At 42.8% G+C, this 18,481-nt stretch carries 8 protein-coding genes and 2 pseudogenes; 5 read left to right on the top strand and 5 right to left on the bottom strand.

The genetic code is table 11. The features are described from left to right. Both V7K79_RS25640 and V7K79_RS25650 read right to left on the bottom strand, forming a co-directional pair. Positions 1-3,933: pseudogene (locus V7K79_RS25640) on the bottom strand (nSTAND1 domain-containing NTPase); the annotation flags it as partial. Positions 3,934-4,063: 130 nt separating this feature from the next. Then, positions 4,064-5,419 (bottom strand): P-loop NTPase fold protein, encoded by a 1,356-nt coding sequence (locus V7K79_RS25650; RefSeq protein ID WP_335051675.1) that lies wholly within the window; start codon positions 5,417-5,419, stop codon positions 4,064-4,066. A gap of 294 nt (positions 5,420-5,713) precedes the next feature. Here V7K79_RS25650 and leuC point away from each other — a divergent pair, with 294 nt between their 5' ends. Beyond that, on the top strand, positions 5,714-7,117 hold the full coding sequence (gene leuC, locus V7K79_RS25655; protein ID WP_335051677.1) for a 3-isopropylmalate dehydratase large subunit: 1,404 nt from the start codon (positions 5,714-5,716) through the stop codon (positions 7,115-7,117). A gap of 189 nt (positions 7,118-7,306) precedes the next feature. After that, positions 7,307-7,915 carry a 3-isopropylmalate dehydratase small subunit gene (gene leuD, locus V7K79_RS25660; protein ID WP_335051679.1) on the top strand — a complete coding sequence of 203 codons (609 nt, stop codon included), beginning with the start codon at positions 7,307-7,309 and terminating at the stop codon, positions 7,913-7,915. Between the two features lie 96 nt (positions 7,916-8,011). On the opposite strand, the pseudogene V7K79_RS25665 reads toward leuD, so the two are convergent. Then, positions 8,012-8,233: pseudogene (locus tag V7K79_RS25665) on the bottom strand (IS630 family transposase); the annotation flags it as partial. A 108-nt stretch (positions 8,234-8,341) separates the two neighbouring features. Further along, positions 8,342-14,263 carry a translocation/assembly module TamB domain-containing protein gene (locus V7K79_RS25670; RefSeq protein ID WP_335051681.1) on the bottom strand — a complete coding sequence of 1,974 codons (5,922 nt, stop codon included), beginning with the start codon at positions 14,261-14,263 and terminating at the stop codon, positions 8,342-8,344. Between the two features lie 259 nt (positions 14,264-14,522). Between V7K79_RS25670 and V7K79_RS25675 the strand changes: the two genes are divergently transcribed. From V7K79_RS25675 to V7K79_RS25685, 3 genes are all read left to right on the top strand, one after another. Then, a complete protein-coding gene (locus tag V7K79_RS25675) occupies positions 14,523-14,969 on the top strand; it encodes a DUF3110 domain-containing protein (RefSeq protein WP_335051683.1) in 447 nt (148 codons plus the stop codon). A 143-nt stretch (positions 14,970-15,112) separates the two neighbouring features. Further along, a complete protein-coding gene (gene murQ / locus V7K79_RS25680) occupies positions 15,113-16,039 on the top strand; it encodes an N-acetylmuramic acid 6-phosphate etherase (protein WP_335051719.1) in 927 nt (308 codons plus the stop codon). A gap of 374 nt (positions 16,040-16,413) precedes the next feature. Continuing rightward, positions 16,414-16,920, top strand: coding sequence for a DUF6174 domain-containing protein (locus V7K79_RS25685; RefSeq protein WP_335051685.1), 507 nt, complete (start codon positions 16,414-16,416; stop codon positions 16,918-16,920). A gap of 314 nt (positions 16,921-17,234) precedes the next feature. Here V7K79_RS25685 and V7K79_RS25690 read toward each other — a convergent pair whose 3' ends face one another. Further along, the gene (locus tag V7K79_RS25690; protein ID WP_335051687.1) at positions 17,235-18,428 is read right to left on the bottom strand and encodes an FAD-dependent monooxygenase; all 1,194 of its coding nucleotides are present in this window, start codon (positions 18,426-18,428) and stop codon (positions 17,235-17,237) included. Positions 18,429-18,481: the final 53 nt, after the last annotated feature.

An 18,481-nucleotide genomic window follows, 5' to 3' on the forward strand; every position in this document is an offset into this window, starting at 1 on the left:
ACTGTTGTCCATTGGGGCTGTAGGCGACGCTATAGACTGGACTATTATGACCAGTCAGGGTTTTGAGGAGTTGACCATTGCTGACATCCCAGATTCTGATGGTTTTGTCAAGACTAGCAGAAACTAACTGTTGTCCATTGGGGCTGTAGGCGACGCTATAGACTGGACTATTATGACCAGTCAGGGTTTTGAGGAGTTGACCATTGCTGACATCCCAGATTTTGATGGTCTTGTCAAAACTGGCAGAAGCTAACTGTTGTCCATTGGGACTGAAGGCGACGCTAATTACCCTATCGCTATGACCAGTCAAGGTTTTGAGGAGTTGACCATTGCTGACATCCCAGATTTTGATGGTCTTGTCAAAACTAGCAGAAGCTAACTGTCGTCCATTGGGACTGAAGGCGACGCTAATTACCCTATCGCTATGACCTTCTAAAGTACTCACCTCTATGGGGCGGTTTTCTTTTTTCTCGTTTGGCTGTAAGTATACCGCTTGCCGTAAAGTTGCCACAGTTTGCATTCGGGTATCGCTTTTTTGCTGTACCCAAATTGTCTGCTTGAGTTTGTTACCTGCCTTTAAGGCTGTTATTAAAGCATCTGAATGTTGTTTAGAGGCAAAAAAGGCTTCAGAAGAATTATTGATGGCGTTAATTAGATGAACATTTGCTTCTACTGTCCACTGGAATGTTACCACTGCTAATCCAGCAAATCCTAAACCTGCGGGCACGGAACCAAAAAGGGCGCGTTTGAGAAAGTTATTCAGTTTCGCGTCACTAAGTTTTCTTTGTTCCCGTTCTTTTTCCAGTGCCGCCATAACCTGTTTTAACTTCGGTTCCTGTTGCTGGCGTATAAAAGCGGCGATGTAGTCATGTACCAGTTGATAACGGTCAGCTGGGTTATCTGGTAGCAAAACCACTAAGCCGGATTGGACAAAAATTTCTAAAATCAAATCTAATTTACTGATTTCAGAAGCTTGTTTCTCCTTAGTTTCCGATTTTTTTACCTGCGGCGACTCTCTTAAAAAGGGGATGGAAAAAATAAAGTCCTGTTTTTTAAGGAGGATTGAGGGAATCTCCGAGAAGTACTCCTGCAAATCGCGTTCCAACTCAGCGCGAGTCTTGAGTGGACGAGTTCCTTTTTCATCGGTCAGCAAATAGAGTAATATGTCTGCTGCTTGCTGATTTTCTTCACCACAATCATTAACAACTTCATCCAAATAACGCTTAACTAATTCGTCTTTAGTACCACGCTGCTGATATTCTGCCAGAGTTGTAATATTCTCCGTTTGCAGTTGCGCCCCCACAACCTGCAACTCAATAGGACGAACTTCACCCAATTCTCCAGCTAAATCTTGTACCAGTTGTTCAACTAAAGCAGATTCTAAGTGAAAACTAGTATTTTCAGTTAAACGCTGAATAATTGACTTGGCATCAGCAGGTGAGAAGTTTCCCAACTTGTAAAGCACATTATTACTGAGAATGTCATTGCCAATAATCTTCAGACTGGATAAATCATTGCACTCTCACAAGTAATGAATGTAATCTACCCGCAGCGATAAGATAACTTTCACCGATAGAACATTCAGACACTCTCCCAGAAACTCAAAGAATTGCTTCCTTTGTGCAGGTTCGGTGTAAACAAAGAAAAATTCCTCAAATTGATCAAAAATTAGTACTGTGCGGAGATTGTGCTGTTCATTTTCGCGCAGTTGGGAGAGGAGGGAGTGGGGAGTGGGGGACAAGGAGACAAGGGGACAAGGGGACAAGGGAGATGAGGGAGACAAGGGGACAAGGGGACAAGGGGACAAGGGGGATAAATGAGCCTCTGAGGTTGAGGTTCCAAGTTCTGAGGTCGAAGTTCCAAGTTCAGAGGTTGAGGTTTCGAGTTCAGAGGTTGAGGTTCCGAGTTCTGAGGTCGAAGTTCCAAATTCTGAGGTTGAGGTTTCGAGTTCTAAGGTTGAGGTTCCAAGTTCTGAGGTTGAAGTTCCGAGTTCTGAGGTTGAGGTTCCGAGTTCTGAGGTCGAAGTTCCGAGTTCTGAGGTTGAGGTTCCAAGTTCTGAGGTCGAAGTTCCGAGTTCTGAACTCGAAACTTGAAATTTTAACTCTCCCTTGTCCCCTTGTCCCCTTGTCCCCTTGTCTCCCTCATCTCCCTTGTCCCCTTGTCCCCTTGTCTCCCTGATCTCCCTTGTCCCCTCATCTCCCTCATCTCCCCTATTTCCCAAAAGCCTCCCTAACTCTTCCACCCAGTTAGTGTAAACGCGCATTACCACCGGCAAATAATCTTGAGTACCGATCGCTTTATTCTTTAAAGCTGGTATCAGTCCTGCATTCACCAAGGAACTTTTGCCCACACCCGATTGCCCATGAATTACTATCAACTTATAATCAGGGCGACCCATGCGTTCAATCAAACGTTCTACATCCAATAGGCGACCAGATGCAGCAATTTCTGGGGCAATATTTCCTTGAAGAGAGTTTGAGCGCAATGTTTCTACAAATGCTTGTTTTGTTGCTTCTAATCTACCCGCACCAATAAAAGCCCGTAAGCCAAATTGCTGTTCAATAGAACGCCGTTGCTGTTTAGTTCTGTACGCTTGGAGATATTCTTTCTGCTCAAAATAAAGCTGCTGCAAAACTTGAGAATATCCAAGTAAAGCCTGACATCTTCTAGGGGATTACCCACATCCCTAGCAGTTTCTAAACTGAGAGTTGCCTGTTGAGTTTGACCTAAATGGTATTGAGAACGACCTAAAATAAACTGATACAAGCTGAAATCTTTTGATTTAAAATCTCTTTTGGGAATATCAGATAAAACCCCTGAGATATTTGCTGATTTCAAATTGGGAATCGCGGTAAAAACTTCTAAGGCTTGGTTAACAAGCTGATTTGCTTTTACCCAGTTTTTTTGAGCCAAAGCCACCTCAGCCAAAAAACCGTAATCCTTGGCTAATTCCCTTAGCTAGTTGTTACTTTTGTGTATTACCAAAGCTTGTTCTGAAAGACTCTGCAACGTTTCCCATTTTTGCAAGTCTCGCAAGATATCACCAAATTTAGCTACTGAATTAGCAATTAAATTTGGACTATAAAAGTAGTTAATAAAATTAATATACTCTTGAATATAATGCCAAGTTCTATACCAATTTGGATGATTAATATCTTGATTTTTAAAAGCTTTGAGATAACAGCAAAAGCCAATCTCACCGAGAATTATTCCTTGTAATTCTAAATTATTACTATGCTGCCAAAGCTTGTAAGCTTTGTGATAATGCTCTATTGCCAAATCTTTATGATTATTTATCTGTTTGACAAAACCTAATAAAGATTCTAAATTAGCTTGGATTTCTAAATTATAAACATCTGGTTTGCTGATTAAATATCTTTGCGCTGCTTCTAACTCCTTTTCTAGTTTAATATATACATCTACACTAAATTTTAAGTTATTGCTAAACCATTGATTAGCGGTTTCAATGATAAAATCTACTAATTCCTGCGTTGATATGGCAAAACTTCTTGTAGTTGCCCAACTTTCCAAATCTGGCGCAAACTGTATTAGTTGCTTGTAGATTTCATCGTCAATCCACAACACTAAGGGAAAAGCAAAATTATTGCGAAACTCTTCCCGCACCTGATTAGCAGAAGTTAACATCACAGACAAATTCTGCACTGATTCCAAACCCACAACCATTACACAGCCTGCTATTTCTTCGCCGAATTCTTCCTGAATCGCAGTATAAAGAGTCCTGTTCGATTGCTGCACCGCCAAGACACGAATTTCGACTTGACAAATTTCTCGTAATTTCTGGATGAGGCGATCGCGCAAACTAGCATAATTACACCGGGCCAAAATCAGCTTAAACTGTCCCACAGAGGATTCTATGGCCCAAGCTAATTGTTGCAGTCCCTTTTCATTTTCAGGTTGCTGTGAATCTGTCATACCAATTTGGAATTTTGGATTTTGGATTAAAAGAGCCAAGGCGAATAGCAGATGTCGGGTGTGTACCGCGAAGCATAACGCACCGAAAACCGGAGATGGTGCTTTACGGAAGCCATAACACACCCTACCGTTAAGAAACGTTCAACTCTTTTGCCTCAGCCAAAACCGGATTAATATCAAACCAAGACTCGCCACCATCCCGATATTCAAACACAAACCGACTGCGAATCAGTTTTTGATATCCGTGGTCATCACTCACCTTTTTCCTTTCCTTGACGTGACGTAACAATTGCCACTCATCCTCAGAAATCGGCAACATGATTTCATTCCGCCGAGAACGAATCACTTGCTCTAAGGTTTCACGGGTTAGGGGAAGACTCATCTCTTCCATAATCCAAGTATTCAACAGCCTCAGCACGTCGCGCACATGACCACCGCTCATTTTACATAACCGTTCTAGGCTAGCAGCACTATCAAAAATATCAGTAACTTTACTTAAACGCTCCTCTGGTGTCATGTCAGGAAAAGCTCTTGCTAGTACCATCTGCTGCATGAGTGCCATTCCCTCTACATGAACACTGCCATCAGTCCTTTGTACAGGTACCATCGGTAAAACCTTGGGATCTTCTGGGAAACGCTGAGTCAGCATTCCGTAATCATTGGAAAACTTCAAAGCCAAGGGCATGGTGTAGAGGAGATGACAATTAAGCCTTGTCAAAAACTCACCCTGATCGACAAATAAATATTCCTGTTGCGGACGACCCCAAGGTTTGGCACGATTATCTATGCGGTCAAGATTATCGACAATTACCACCAAACCATTTTTACCTTGCTGTTTGAGTTTAGCGATCGCAGGTTCCAATAATTCTTGATTAATTGCTTCCAGCAGCTTAGTTTTCTGCGGTGCTAAATACTGATTGAGTTTTTCTCGCAGCGTTGGGTCATTTTTCATCTTCGCGGTGATTTCACCAATGCCCACAGACAGAGAAAGCTTTTCTTTTTCAGAGGTGACACCAAAATCGCCGACATTCGGAACCTTAACTTTTACCCCCGTAACTTCGGAGTTTAAGACCTTCCAAGCACCTTGCAGCAACTCATTAAACTTGTTGGGCGACTCTAGGGTAATTTTATCCAGACTTTGACTTACACGACGAGCGATCGCTAGCAGCACATCAGCAATATCGACATCAGTCATTTCCAAGTCATCACTGGACTCAAAATAGACCACATGAAAATTTAACTTTTCCAGTTCTGCCTGTAACCGTAATAGTTCTGTCGATTTTCCACAACCGATATGTCCAGTAAATAAAGTGCAAGTGGGTTCATTCGGCTTAAAAAAAGTAATTTTCTGCTTCAGCTTGCCAAGAATATCACCACCTCGTACCGAGGAAAAATCTATATAATACTTGCCATCAGAGCTATTGCTGACAAACAGAGTTCTGCTGGGGTCGCTAGCCTGATAAAATTCCCGTAAATCTATGGACATAACCTGGTAGTGCGATTATCTCGTATTGTATTAACATATCCTTGTGGAAAAGGATAAAGTTATTTACATCTTTGCATCTCAATATTTCGGATAATTCACTGCTTTTGCTGCCTAAAAAGCGAGTAAATTAGATTCGTAAATTCTCTGCGTACCTTTGCGCTTACCTCTGCCCTCCTCTGCGTTTAAATTTTCCCCCTCAGCTGCAAAGCTGTAAGTAATATGAAGCAATCTGTAAAAACCGAGACTTTTTTTTGATACTATTTAAGTCCGGACTCTTTAAATACTGATTGACGTATGAGCAAAGGTACCCTGTTTGACAAAGTTTGGGACTTACACACCGTTGGTACACTTCCCTCAGGGCTGACGCAACTATTTATCGGGCTTCATCTAATTCATGAAGTCACCAGTCCTCAAGCCTTTGCTATGTTACGCGAGAGAAGTCTAAAAGTACTGTTTCCACAACGGACTGTTGCCACAGTAGATCATATTGTGCCCACAGAAAATCAGGCGCGTCCCTTTGCCGATGACATGGCAGAAGAAATGATTCAGGCGCTGGAAAATAACTGTCAAGAAAACGGCATCAATTTTTATAATATTGGTTCTGGCAGTCAGGGTATAGTTCACGTCATCGCTCCCGAACTTGGACTGACCCAACCTGGAATGACGATCGCTTGTGGAGATAGTCACACTTCCAGTCATGGCGCATTTGGTGCGATCGCATTTGGGATTGGTACTAGCCAAGTTCGGGATGTTCTCGCTTCCCAAACCCTCGCTCTCTCGAAACTGAAAGTCCGCAAAATTGAAGTTAACGGCACTCTTAACCCAGGAGTTTACGCCAAAGATGTCATTCTGCACATCATCCGCACCCTTGGCGTTAAAGGTGGCGTGGGTTACGCCTATGAATTTGCAGGTACGACCTTTGAGCAAATGAATATGGAAGAGAGGATGACTGTCTGCAATATGGCGATCGAAGGCGGTGCTAGATGCGGCTACGTCAATCCCGATCGAGTCACCTACGATTACCTCAAAGGCAGAGATTTTGCTCCTAAAGATGCAGATTGGGATCGAGCAGTGGCTTGGTGGGAATCCATCAAGAGTGATACTGATGCCCAATACGATGATGTAGTGGTATTCGACGCTGCGGAAATTCCTCCTACCGTCACCTGGGGGATTACTCCCGGTCAAGGTATCGGTGTCAACCAGTCAGTACCTCAACCGGAAGAACTGCTGGAAGAAGACCGATTTATTGCCGAAGAAGCTTACCGCTACATGGATTTATATCCTGGTCAAGCAATCAAGGGTACAAAAATCGATGTCTGCTTTATTGGTAGTTGCACCAACGGCAGAATTAGTGATTTGCGAGAAGCGGCAAAAATCGCCAAAGGTCGCCACGTTGCAGAGGGAATCAAAGCCTTCGTTGTTCCTGGTTCAGAAAGGGTGAAGGAAGAGGCAGAAGCTGAAGGACTGGATAAAATCTTTCAAGAAGCCGGATTTGAGTGGCGCGAACCAGGATGTTCTATGTGCTTGGCGATGAACCCCGATAAGCTACAAGGAAGACAAATCAGCGCTTCTTCCTCTAACCGCAACTTTAAAGGAAGACAAGGTTCCTCTTCCGGTCGGACATTGTTAATGAGTCCGGCGATGGTCGCTACTGCTGCGATTAAAGGCGAAGTCTCTGATGTGCGCGAGTTGTTGTAATTTTGGAGACTGGGGACTGGGAATTGGGGATTAGAGACTGGGGATTGGTAATTGAAATACCTATTACCATTCCCTATTCCCCATTCACTCATCTTCCCCAGTCCCCATTACCCCTTATCCCCAGAGGGGGCCCCACCTTCCCCAATCCCTTTTTCAACAAACTGTCATTGAAATAATAGATAAAATCCTATGGTGAGTGAAGTTAAAACAGTTTCAGGGCGCGGTATACCCTTAGTGGGCAATGATATAGATACCGATCGCATTATTCCCGCACGATATTTGAAAGCCGTTACCTTTGATGGGTTAGGCGAAGGCGCGTTTATTGATGATCGGACAGCACTTAAAGGCGAACATCCCTTTGATCAACCCCAGTACCAAGGGGCAAATATTTTAATAGTCAATAGAAATTTTGGCTGCGGTTCATCACGGGAACACGCACCTCAAGCGATCGCAAAATGGGGAATCCAAGCTTTAATCGGTGAAAGCTTCGCTGAAATCTTTTTCGGTAACTGTGTGGCAATGGGCATACCTTGTGTGACAGCCGATGCTGTTAGTGTTAAACAACTGCAAGATTTAGTCGCTGCTAATCCCCAAGCCGCCGTAACAGTGAATTTGGAAACCTTGCAGGTGCAAATTGGTGACTTTACAGCCTCAGTTGCGATCGGTGAAGGCACAAGAAGCACATTTATTTCTGGAACTTGGGACGCTTGCGGTCAGTTAGTAGCCAACGCTGACCAAGTTCGGGCAACAGCTGCAAAATTACCCTATGTGGGTTGGAGCAATTTAGCCGCGAGTTAGCATTTCCTCATTCCCCGGCAGAGCCACGGAATGTTAATTTATAGCTTTATTTGCATTATTCAGCTAGAGCTAACAATAGCCTGATCTATAGGAATCCTATTTGATTTTTGAATAAGCTCCGGACATCTGTAAAGTGTCGAAATCAAAGGTAGTGTGTCTAATAAACCACTCAAACATCCACTTGAAATGAGAAAATGTTGGAACCAAAGCACAAAAACGTCTAACCCATGTTTTTGCTTGTAACCAGATATCTTCAATTGGATTTTGTATTGGGCAATTGAGGGCAAAGCGAACACAATGACTTGTATTCTTCTCCGTATTATCTCGCGGTTTTGTTCAAAAATCAAATAGGAGTTTTATACAACAAGCTATTGAGAAGCAAGGAGAAGAGGAAACAGGAAGTAATTCGTAATTGAAGAGATTTCTTTAAAACCGGGTTTGATATTCCACTACTGCACGACTGTCATCAGTTAAGTTAGTAGAAGCACGCACACGATATTCATTGTTTATCCGATAATTAATACCCCATTGGAAGGGGTCATTTGTTGTCAAAATTTTGATACTGGAAACGGATATTTTAGAAGAAATGTCAACTCCAGCCTCTGCTGCTAATTCTAAAGATGAATTGCTTCTTCCAGCTTCGGGATTCTCAGAAATAATGGTAGGAAATATCCGCAGTTCACTTAAGCCAAAGGTACTCCCAATCTGGTTAAAAGCTGACTGAAAATTGTTAAATACAGCCGAACCCGCGATGTTAATCAGACCTAAAGTACTGTCTGCACGTCCTTGAGTGTCTACAAATCCACCTCCTAAAAGAGCAACTATTTCGGTTTGACTACGTGACGGACTACTTGTTAATTCTAGATTTTTATCTAGTTTGCTAGCTAAACCGTTGATAGTGGCTTCGACTCGAATACTCTCTAACGCTGATAAACCTGTGGTATTTACCCGGCTGAAGTCATTACTTTGAACTACATCCAATACTTTGGCAAATAGTCGAATATCTAAGTTGGGGTCGCGGGGTTGAGAAGGGCTAAAAGTTGCAGTGTGTTTATAACCACGAGCAAGGTTAAATTGAGTAGTAAATAAATTTACTCCCCCTTTTTCTAACTGGATAGTACCATTGGGTATAGGCTGATTGATTGAGCCATTAACTATGAGATTACCAGTGGCGCGGAAGTTGAGAATAGGGTCACGGGTAATTTGGACGTTTTTACCTAGTTCCAAATCTAAATTATTAAATCTGGGGTTAGTATTTCCTGTCTCATCTCCAATTTCAGATTTGCTCTGCTCATTGGCTTTTGTGGGTGATACGCCAATACTACCATTTTCAGATGTCGTGGCGTTGGTAGATTCTGCCAGCAATACTTTACCATCAAATAAATTTACTCTACCGCCAATTATAGGGTTAAGAGCAGAACCAGTAATCAGCAAATTGCCACTAGCGCCTCCTTGGTAAAGTCCCTTAAGATTCAACGCTAGCCGATCGAGATTAACAGTCAAGGGATTTTTGATAGTTACGTTCTCATTGTTGAAAATGGGAATTTCTCCAGCAGCTTCTACCGTCCCACGGCTAAATCTACCTTGAAGATTTTCTACTAAGATACTGTCAAAATTAAACAGTATTCTACCTGTGACATCTCTCAGCTTACGTGGCAAAGCCCGGGCTGAAAAAGTAGCATTATTAATAGTAGCAATTCCATCTACTTGGGGTTTTTGTAATGTTCCCCGCACCTTCAGGTCTACTTCTCCTTCACCTTTCTCAAATACCACTTGATTAGTTAATGCGTTTAACAGTGCCAATCCCTCGTTTTCCAACTTCACATCTAAACTGATTTGATCGCTGTCTGGTGCGACGGAGGCAAAAGGCAATTTATAAGGGATACTGCCAGTAATATCAACAGGTTTTGGCCCAGCAACTGCTACAGTACTACCAAAGTTTAAGCGTCCGTTAGCATAGCTGAAACTTGCTATTGCTGACTCTATTTTCTTCTGATTTAGTATTCCTTCTGTGATTTGCAATTCCCCTCTAGCTTGGGGATTAGCAATACTACCTGCTAAAGCTGCTGTAGCGTTAAGATTACCCGTGATTCCAACTGGCAGTTTGACAACATTATTCAATAGTTGTACTGGAAAATTATTCACCCGCAGCTGGCCAGATTGTTCATCACCGCCAACGTTACCTGTGAACGCAATCAGTCTGTTTTGAGACTGGATTCGTAAAGGTCGCAAACTCAAAACACCGTTTTCAAAGTTGCCTTCGGCAATCACTTTATCGGCAGTATAAAAACGTTTTTCTTCTTCCTTTTTACCCCAAGCAAAGTTTTGTCCATTCAAATTAAAATCCACTGATAATCCATTGGCTGTAGCTGTATTTACAGCCACTTCGCCATTGAAAGTTCCCTTTAAGTCTGCCAAATCCGGTATGGGAGTGGAATTAAGTCGCTGTTCTTGCTGTTCTGCCACCAAAGCTTGAATTTCAGAAAACCGTTCGATTTGGATGAATAAGGGTTCATTTGGTGTTCCTTGGGGGTTGGTAGTCAGATCCGCTGCTGTGCCGTAGATTTCTGCTGAACCACCTGGCAAATTTTGTAAATCAAATACCTGTGCTACAGCTAGAACATCTTGGATTTCACCCTGGTTGATGTTCAGTTTACCTTGTAGTTGAGGGCCTTTAGCACTTTGAGCAAAAGTACCGACAAGGGCGTAGCGACTTTTCCCCTTAACAAATTCGCTACTTGCGAGTGTAGCTTTACCGTCACTGTAGCGGAATTGAGCGGCTAAACGATCGCCTTGAATTCGGCCAATTTGGGGATTAGCGATCGCTAAATTTCCTGTTGCTGCCAATGTCTGCTGATTAAACAGCAAATCTCCAGTTAACAAACCAGCTATCTTACCAGCACCCAGGCGAGTAATTGGTGGCGGAGTCAAATTCAATATTTGTAAGGGGAAATTGGCAACTTTCACTGCCCAATCATTCCCTTGAACATTACCTGTGGCTGATGCTTGCTGCCATTTGAATAAGAAAGATTTCGGGCGATTATTAGCATCTAAATTGAAGGATAAGCGATCGCTATTACCCGCCAAGTTCAAACTCAAACCACGTCCCTGCGCAGAATCGATGTTTCCAGTTAATAATGGCTCAAAAGCAATATCTTGAACAACCAAATTTCGTAAGTTGATTTGCCCTACTACATTTGGTAAGGGCAGTTTACCAGTGATTTGACCATTAAAATCTACTCCCCCCGCCACAGCAACTTGATTAGGAAGATTAATCGGTAACTGTTTTAAGTTGTAATTCTGCGCCTGGACGTTAAGATTTAGGGCAGTAATTTCCGGTATACCTGTCTTTGTAGCATTGGCTAATATGTTACCAGTGACACTTAAACCGGGAGCAGTTGCTCGCTCAATGGTTAGTCTTTCGCCACTCCAAGCGATCGCAGCCGTCAGAGGTCGCTCCAGACCAGGGATACCTTGTGATAATTGCACCTGTCCAGCAGCACGCACATCAGCTAATTTGGACGATCCGAGCGTGCCAGCTAATTGCAACTGACCGCCAAACTGACCCCGTAATTGCTGATTTAACCGATTTAATTCCACACCAGCAGCATCAACTACAGCTTGATAGCGCCCATTAGCAACTTGGATATTAGAGGCTGTAATATTTCCACCTGCAACATCCAGCCGTCCCTGACCAGTGGCTTGGATAGTTTGTGGTTGGAAGGATTCAACTGAACCTGCTACGTTTGCTTGACCAGTTAACGTCCCTCGTAACTGCGGTGGTACTGCTGCTAACTGCTGTAAAGGTACATTAGTTGCCTGAACTTGCGCCTGATATACACCATTACCCACTTGGATATTAGAGGCTGTAATAGTTCCACCCGCAACATTTACCCGCGCCTGACCGTTGGCTTGAATAGTTTGCGGTTTAAAAGAATCAACAGAACCCGCTACATTGAATTGAGCAGTTAACGTCCCTCGAAATTGCGGTGGTACTGCTGCCAACTGGCGCACAGGTACATTGTTAGCCTGAACTTGCGCCTGGTATACACCATTACCTACTTGAATATTAGAGGCTGTAATAGTTCCAGCTGCAACACTTACCCGCGCTTGACCGTTGGCTTGAATAGTTTGCGGTTTAAAAGAATCAACAGAACCCCTTACATTGAATTGACCAGTTAACGCTCCCTGGAACTGCTTTGGTACTGTTGCCAATTGCTGTACAGGCACATTCTGAGCCTGAACTTTTGCCTGATATACACCATTAGCCACTTGAATATTAGAGGCTGTAACCGTTCCATCACCAATAGTAAGGCGACCTTCACCACTACCACGGAAGGTTTTCAGGCTGAAATTATCTCTGTCACCTGCAATTTGGAACGTACCCGCCAAAGGATTATTTAAAGCTGGAGGAGACTGTTTTAATATTTGTCCCAACCGTACACCATTAGCTATAAGTTGAGCCGAGAAGCTTTGGTCTTGCAGTTGGATATTAGAAACTGCTACTGTGCCGCCACCAATTTGAACTCCTGCACCATCACTGCGAATTGTGGCAATTTCAAATGGTGCTGTGCTGCCTGAGAGGATGAGACGACCGTTGAATTGTGCCCCAGCCAAAGAGACATTTTGCAGTTGACTTTTGTCTACAAAGGGTTCCAATTTTACCCCAGAGGCAACAGCCACAGCTTGCCAACGCTGATTGGCATAACTACCAGTTGCCCGAACTGTACCACCACTTATATTCAGAGCTACATTGCGGAAAGAGACGGTGCGATTTGGAGCGATCGCAACTTCGCCTGTACCGGGGTAAGTTCCATTAGGAGCTTGAAATTGTACCACAGTTTGGACATTGGTAGGAGCGCCAGTTAGTTGAGCTGTACCTGAGACATTGCCGACTTGAAAGGTGGGTGTTATGTCGTAGACTTTGGCGATCGCATCTCCTGGAAGACTCTTGGCAGCGAAATTTAAATCCAATTGCGGGTTTTTACCGAGTTGAATTGTACCAGCGCCCGTAATCTCACCACCGACTTTGGCGAACCCTTGAATATCTTTTAAGGTAATTAAAGAGGAACTAGTAACAAGCTCAAACTTACTACTGATATTATTAAAATCAACTTTATCAATTCGGGCAGTTTGAATCGTGGCAACTGAGCCGGAAAGAATTGGCTCTTTTGTCGAGCCAGTAATTTGCAAAGAAGCTTGTACTTGTCCAGCGATCGGTACAGGTAATTTTACCTTGAGAGTCTCCTGGGCATTCGCCAAACTCACCGCATTTACACGCGCTGCCAACTTAAAGCCTGCTTTCGTATCGACGATTCCCGTAGCCACTAAAGGAATTTTGCCGTAGTTGCTAGTAACATTATTTAACTGCAACTCGGTTCCTTGGAAGTGAAGGTTTCCTTGGCTATTGCTCAACAGTTGCGGGACTTTGGGTATTTGCAGCGTTACCCCTTGCACAGTAGCGTTGCCAAACAATAAAGTCTGCTGTCCTGGTGTCAACCGAACTAACAAGTTGCCATTGGCTCGACCCGCCTGTAAGTTCAGTGGTAACTTAATCAAGCGAGTAATATTTTCAGCCAGAAAATCTTGTGCTTGTACCTGGAAGTTACCTGCTAGTACCCTAGAACGTGTCTCTCCCTGAATGGAAATATTACCACCACTGTCTGCTTGACCCCCGACTTCAAACCGTATCAACTGGTTGTTTGCTAAAAGTTGAGCAGATCCATTGAGTTGAGAAAATCCCACAGGGGATAAAACAGACGCGGAAGATGAAGAAGATACTCCTCCCCCTACTTCCCCTGCTCCCCCTGCTCCCCCTGCTCTCCTCTGCGGCATCAAAGCCAGCTTGGCATTACGAAACCGCAGGTTGTCCAAATCAGTTTTAATGGCGGCCCCTTCACCTGACGGGGCTATAGTAGTGGAAACCCAGCGTCCTTGGTCATCTTGTTCAATGTAAATATCTGGGTTGACTAAGGTAACATCTAGCTTTAAATGGTGGTTAAAGACTAGCTGCAACAGATCAAAACCCACCTCTACAGATTCGACTGTGGCCCGGTCTGGATCTGTGGGTGTGGCTGGAATAGCTGAAGCCCCAAACTGCACTCCCGTCAACGAAAATTGTGTAACTCTTCCCAGGTCTACCGGACGGTTGAGTGTAGTAGTGAGACTTTTTTGTGCTAATGGTGTTAGCTCTGTTTGAACAAAAGTCCACAACCGCCAAATACCGACAATCACTCCCAACAGTAAAAGTCCGCTCAAAGCAATGCTACCCCGACTCAACACCAGCAACCACATACGCTTGCGATTAGGAGAAAGGTAGTAAGGATCTCGATCGGGATATTTAGTCATTTGCTTTCACTGTATTAATTGCCGGATATCGCTAGCACACACAAGCATTAACTGGCACATTGATTCAGTATGCCATTTCCAGGATACGCCAACTAAATCCAAGACCCATTGGTTGAGTTACGATATTTGCTCGATCCAATATTTATGCTTAATAATATTGGTGTTTTCAGGAAAATCTGAATAGAGTGAAAATTGTTCTTGTGACTTTCCTTGAGGCACAATCTCGAACTTTAATATGAATAAACCTTAAAAAGAACAGATGATTACACCAATGCGTGTTTTTGTGTTAATTTTTAATGCTCGAACAGAAAATGAGGGGATTCACACGATTCGGGAAGGCGATGCCTACGGCGGCAAGCAACGCAATAAAATTCTGATGTTCGAGTCAGAAGACGATGCCACGCGCTTTGCCCTGATGTTAGAAGCTCAGGATTTTTCCGCACCCACACCGGAGCCGATCGATGCTGAAGAAATCAAAGAATTTTGCGAAAGTGCTGGATATCAATGGGAAATCATCCCAGAAAACAGCAATTTAGTTGTAACTCCCCCAGAACTTAACGTCGAAAAAACTGACTGGCAAGAAAATGCCCAGAAGGAGGATACTGTTGAAGACACCTTCCCTCTCAATGAACAGCCACTAGAAGAACCAGAATTGTCTGATTCTGAACTAGAGAAGATTCGTCGCAAATTGGAAGGATTGTTGTAAGTAGTCATTAGTCATTAGTCATTGATCATTAGTCATTGGTCATTGGTCGCTAACTGACAAATGACAAAGCGCAAAGTGTGAGCGGAGGAAACCTCCGCTCAGAACTTTGTAAGAGAGGACAAATGACAACGGACAAAGGACAAATGACAAATTTGCAAGAACGCGGACATCTTTTAACTGAGCTGGTAAATCCTAACAGTCTGAACTTAGACCAGCTCAGTTCTCTGGAATTAGTGGAGTTGTTTAATGACGAAGACCAAAAGGCTGTCGCCGCAGTTGCAGCGGCAAAAATTCAGTTAGCAGAGGCAATTGAGCGCACCGCAGAGCGTTTGCGCCACGGAGGACGCCTATTTTATATCGGTGCAGGGACAAGTGGTCGTTTAGGCGTGTTAGATGCTGCTGAGTGTCCACCTACTTTTTGTACACCTCCAGAGTTGGTACAGGGAATTATTGCTGGTGGTGCTGGCGCACTAGTACGCAGTTCTGAAGATTTGGAAGACAGCATTGAAGATGGTGAGGCGGCGATCGCTGGGCGACACATTACTCAATTAGATGTGGTAGTTGGCATTACTGCTGGTGGGACAACGCCTTATGTCCACGGTGCGCTTCATGCTGCTCGTCAGCGAGGAGCCACAACTATTTTTATCGCTTGTGTTCCTGCTGAACAAGTTAGCTTTGATGTCGATATTGACATTCGCCTATTGACAGGGCCAGAAATAATCGCTGGTTCAACTCGCCTGAAAGCTGGTACAGCCACTAAATTAGCTTTAAATATCCTTTCTAGCGGCGTAATGGTCAAGCTAGGCAAAGTTTATGGCAATCGCATGGTGGATGTAGCAGTAACAAATCAAAAATTACGCGATCGCGCTTTGCGAATTTTGCAAGACCTCACAGGTTTAAGTCGGGAAACTGCTGGTTTTTTACTAGAACGTAGTGGTAAATGGGTTAAGCTGGCGCTATTGATGCACTGGACTGGTTTGGAAAAAGACGAAGGCGATCGGCTACTTTCAGAACACCAAAGTAATCTCAGGGCAGCTGTTGTCAGCTATCAAAACCACAAGCAACCTTGAAGAAATTTTCTAAATAAATACTTCATAATCTGGCTGCTACTTATTTTAGTAGCACGCCTTTTTTTAAGAATAATATTACCTAAAAAAATCGACATTAATTAGAAGAATTAAGATTATTTAACTTAAATAAATATTTTTAAGGCTTTGCAATCATAAAACGTGCTACCTATAGAGGCAGGGGAATAAAACCCCCAAACTTGTTAATGTCTGGGAAATTGGATTATGGATGATATTCTACAAAATGCAGATTCATTTACCTACGAAAAAAAATAAATAAAAGATGAAATTTCTTTAAATAACTTCTCGTAAACTCAGTTACACTTTGTGGTATCATAATACTAGTTAAATTTTTAAAAACCAATAAATGGATTAATATGCGTTTACCTATCATTATCAGTGCAGCATTATTACTATCTATAGGTCTTAACCTACCAGCAATATCCGAAACTACCGTAGATAAAGCACAATGTCAGAAGCAAACGAATAATAATTTAAATTCAAGACGGTTAAAATTTAATAAACGTTTGTGGGAACAAGCAACTGTTGCTAACTATCGGATTACAGTTAGCAACAGTTGCTTCTGTATACAAGATGCTAGAGGACCAGTAGTTATTGAAGTACGTAATGGTCAAACAACTTCAATTACTTCTGTAGCTACTGGGAAACCAGTTAATCCGCAATTTTTTCAAAAATACGACACAATTCCTGAACTCTTTAATGTGATTGAAGATGCTATCAACCGTAAGGCATCCAACCTAGACGTAGAATACAATGCTAAACTTGGCTATCCAACTAAAATTAATATCGATTACAATAGTCAAATAGCTGATGAAGAAATCTTTCTCACAATCGAAAATTTTCAGGAAATTAAACCTAAATAGATACTAAGTTAATTACTTATGCTGAATCTCGACCAACAATAGGGGTAAATTAGTAACTCTAAAACGAGATTTAATACTTCAATTAACCCCAAAAAGGTAATGGCATAACTTTTTATAAAAATTAACAGCATGATTAAGTTATGTTGATTTGATGGTAATAATTTTCAATTATTCAACGAATTTGTCGTGTTTGAGGGCTTGACTAAAAACAGTTACTTCTGATATTCTCAAATTACTCGATAAGATTAGCACTAGCTATGGTTTTTTGCTGCTAATTACGATCAAAGTAGCTTTACTGAATACCGGGCTAAAATTTAACTTTTTACAGATGGCTTAAAGTTGTACACCCATTTGTGAAAATCATCATTAAGACTCCTTTGGCGCTCTTGCGTCTGTCCAGTAGATGCCACAGTGTTAATGTCATAGTACCGCATTTCACCCAAAGCACTATGAGCTTGAATGAGTTTTGTCCGCTCGATGCGACACTGTTCGTAGCTAATCAGAGCTTCTTGCAGATTAGCTGAATCAGAAAAACACTCTCGCAGTTGGTATGCATCTTCAAAAGTGGTATTGGCTCCCTGGCCCATTGCAGGTGCCATTGGATGAGCAGCATCGCCTAAGAGAGTCACTCTGCCTTGACTCCATTGAGTTAACGGTGGGCGATCGCAAATCGGTCCTTCCCAAATTTCCGTAGCTGGTGTCTCTTCTACCACCACCCGAAAGGATTTATCCCAGTCAGCTAATTCATTGAGAATGCGAGATTTCACTTCATTGGCGCTGTGGGAAAGGGAGTACTCAGGCGAGAACTTTCGACTTATCCAACTGGTATAGCCTTCGCCACTATTGAGAAGGTACATAAACTGTTGATTGCCTTTGACAAAAACTAGTTCATAGTCATTAAATAGCTCGTGGCGATATTTGATGATGGCACGCCAACACATACTACGGATATAATTAGGCTTACCCTCGCCAAATAAAGTTTCTCTGATCACAGAGTTAACGCCATCAGCCCCAATTAGCAAATCTGTATCTACTGATTTTTTACCATCAAAATGAATTTCTACACCGTTTGCATCTTGCTCAAAGCCGATGCAGCGATGATTGAGGTGAATGATGTCAGACGGCAATCTCGATGCTAAGACTTGCTGTAGACGATACCACCAAATAGTTAACAATGGTTGTCCGTATTTTTCTATATATTTAGTTGCGCTAGTTCGGATTGTCTCAGACTGAATATTCTTTAAAACTGTGTGGTGAACTTCGCATCCTGAACTTTTGAGGGTTTCGACAATTCCCGGTGCGATCGCATCTAGAGAATTCAAGCCATTAGGAGCTAGTCCTAGTCCAGTTCCTGCTGGACGAAATTCTTGGGCTTTTTCGTATACATGAACCTCTATCCCTTGGCTTCTCAGTGCGATCGCAGCAGCTAAACCGCCTGGGCCAGCACCGACAATCGCAACTTTATTTACTATGGGTTGGGATAATTTCTGAGTGAGATTTGTGTTCATATTATATAGTTTTACCTCCTGCCTTCTCCCTTGGCGCTAGCCTCTCCCTTTGG

Origin of the sequence: Nostoc sp., assembly GCF_036917575.1 — a bacterium.
Taxonomy (GTDB): Bacteria; Cyanobacteriota; Cyanobacteriia; order Cyanobacteriales; family Nostocaceae; genus Nostoc.

Excerpts from the sequence above, each read along its gene's own strand:
- V7K79_RS25690 (WP_335051687.1), bottom strand. The coding sequence starts at position 18,428 with ATGAACACAAATCTCACTCAGAAATTATCCCAACCCATAGTAAATAAA.
- leuD (WP_335051679.1), top strand. The coding sequence starts at position 7,307 with ATGGTGAGTGAAGTTAAAACAGTTTCAGGGCGCGGTATACCCTTAGTG.
- V7K79_RS25675 (WP_335051683.1), top strand. The coding sequence starts at position 14,523 with ATGATTACACCAATGCGTGTTTTTGTGTTAATTTTTAATGCTCGAACA.
- murQ (WP_335051719.1), top strand. The coding sequence starts at position 15,113 with ATGACAAATTTGCAAGAACGCGGACATCTTTTAACTGAGCTGGTAAAT.
- V7K79_RS25650 (WP_335051675.1), bottom strand. The coding sequence starts at position 5,419 with ATGTCCATAGATTTACGGGAATTTTATCAGGCTAGCGACCCCAGCAGA.
- V7K79_RS25670 (WP_335051681.1), bottom strand. The coding sequence starts at position 14,263 with ATGACTAAATATCCCGATCGAGATCCTTACTACCTTTCTCCTAATCGC.
- leuC (WP_335051677.1), top strand. The coding sequence starts at position 5,714 with ATGAGCAAAGGTACCCTGTTTGACAAAGTTTGGGACTTACACACCGTT.
- V7K79_RS25685 (WP_335051685.1), top strand. The coding sequence starts at position 16,414 with ATGCGTTTACCTATCATTATCAGTGCAGCATTATTACTATCTATAGGT.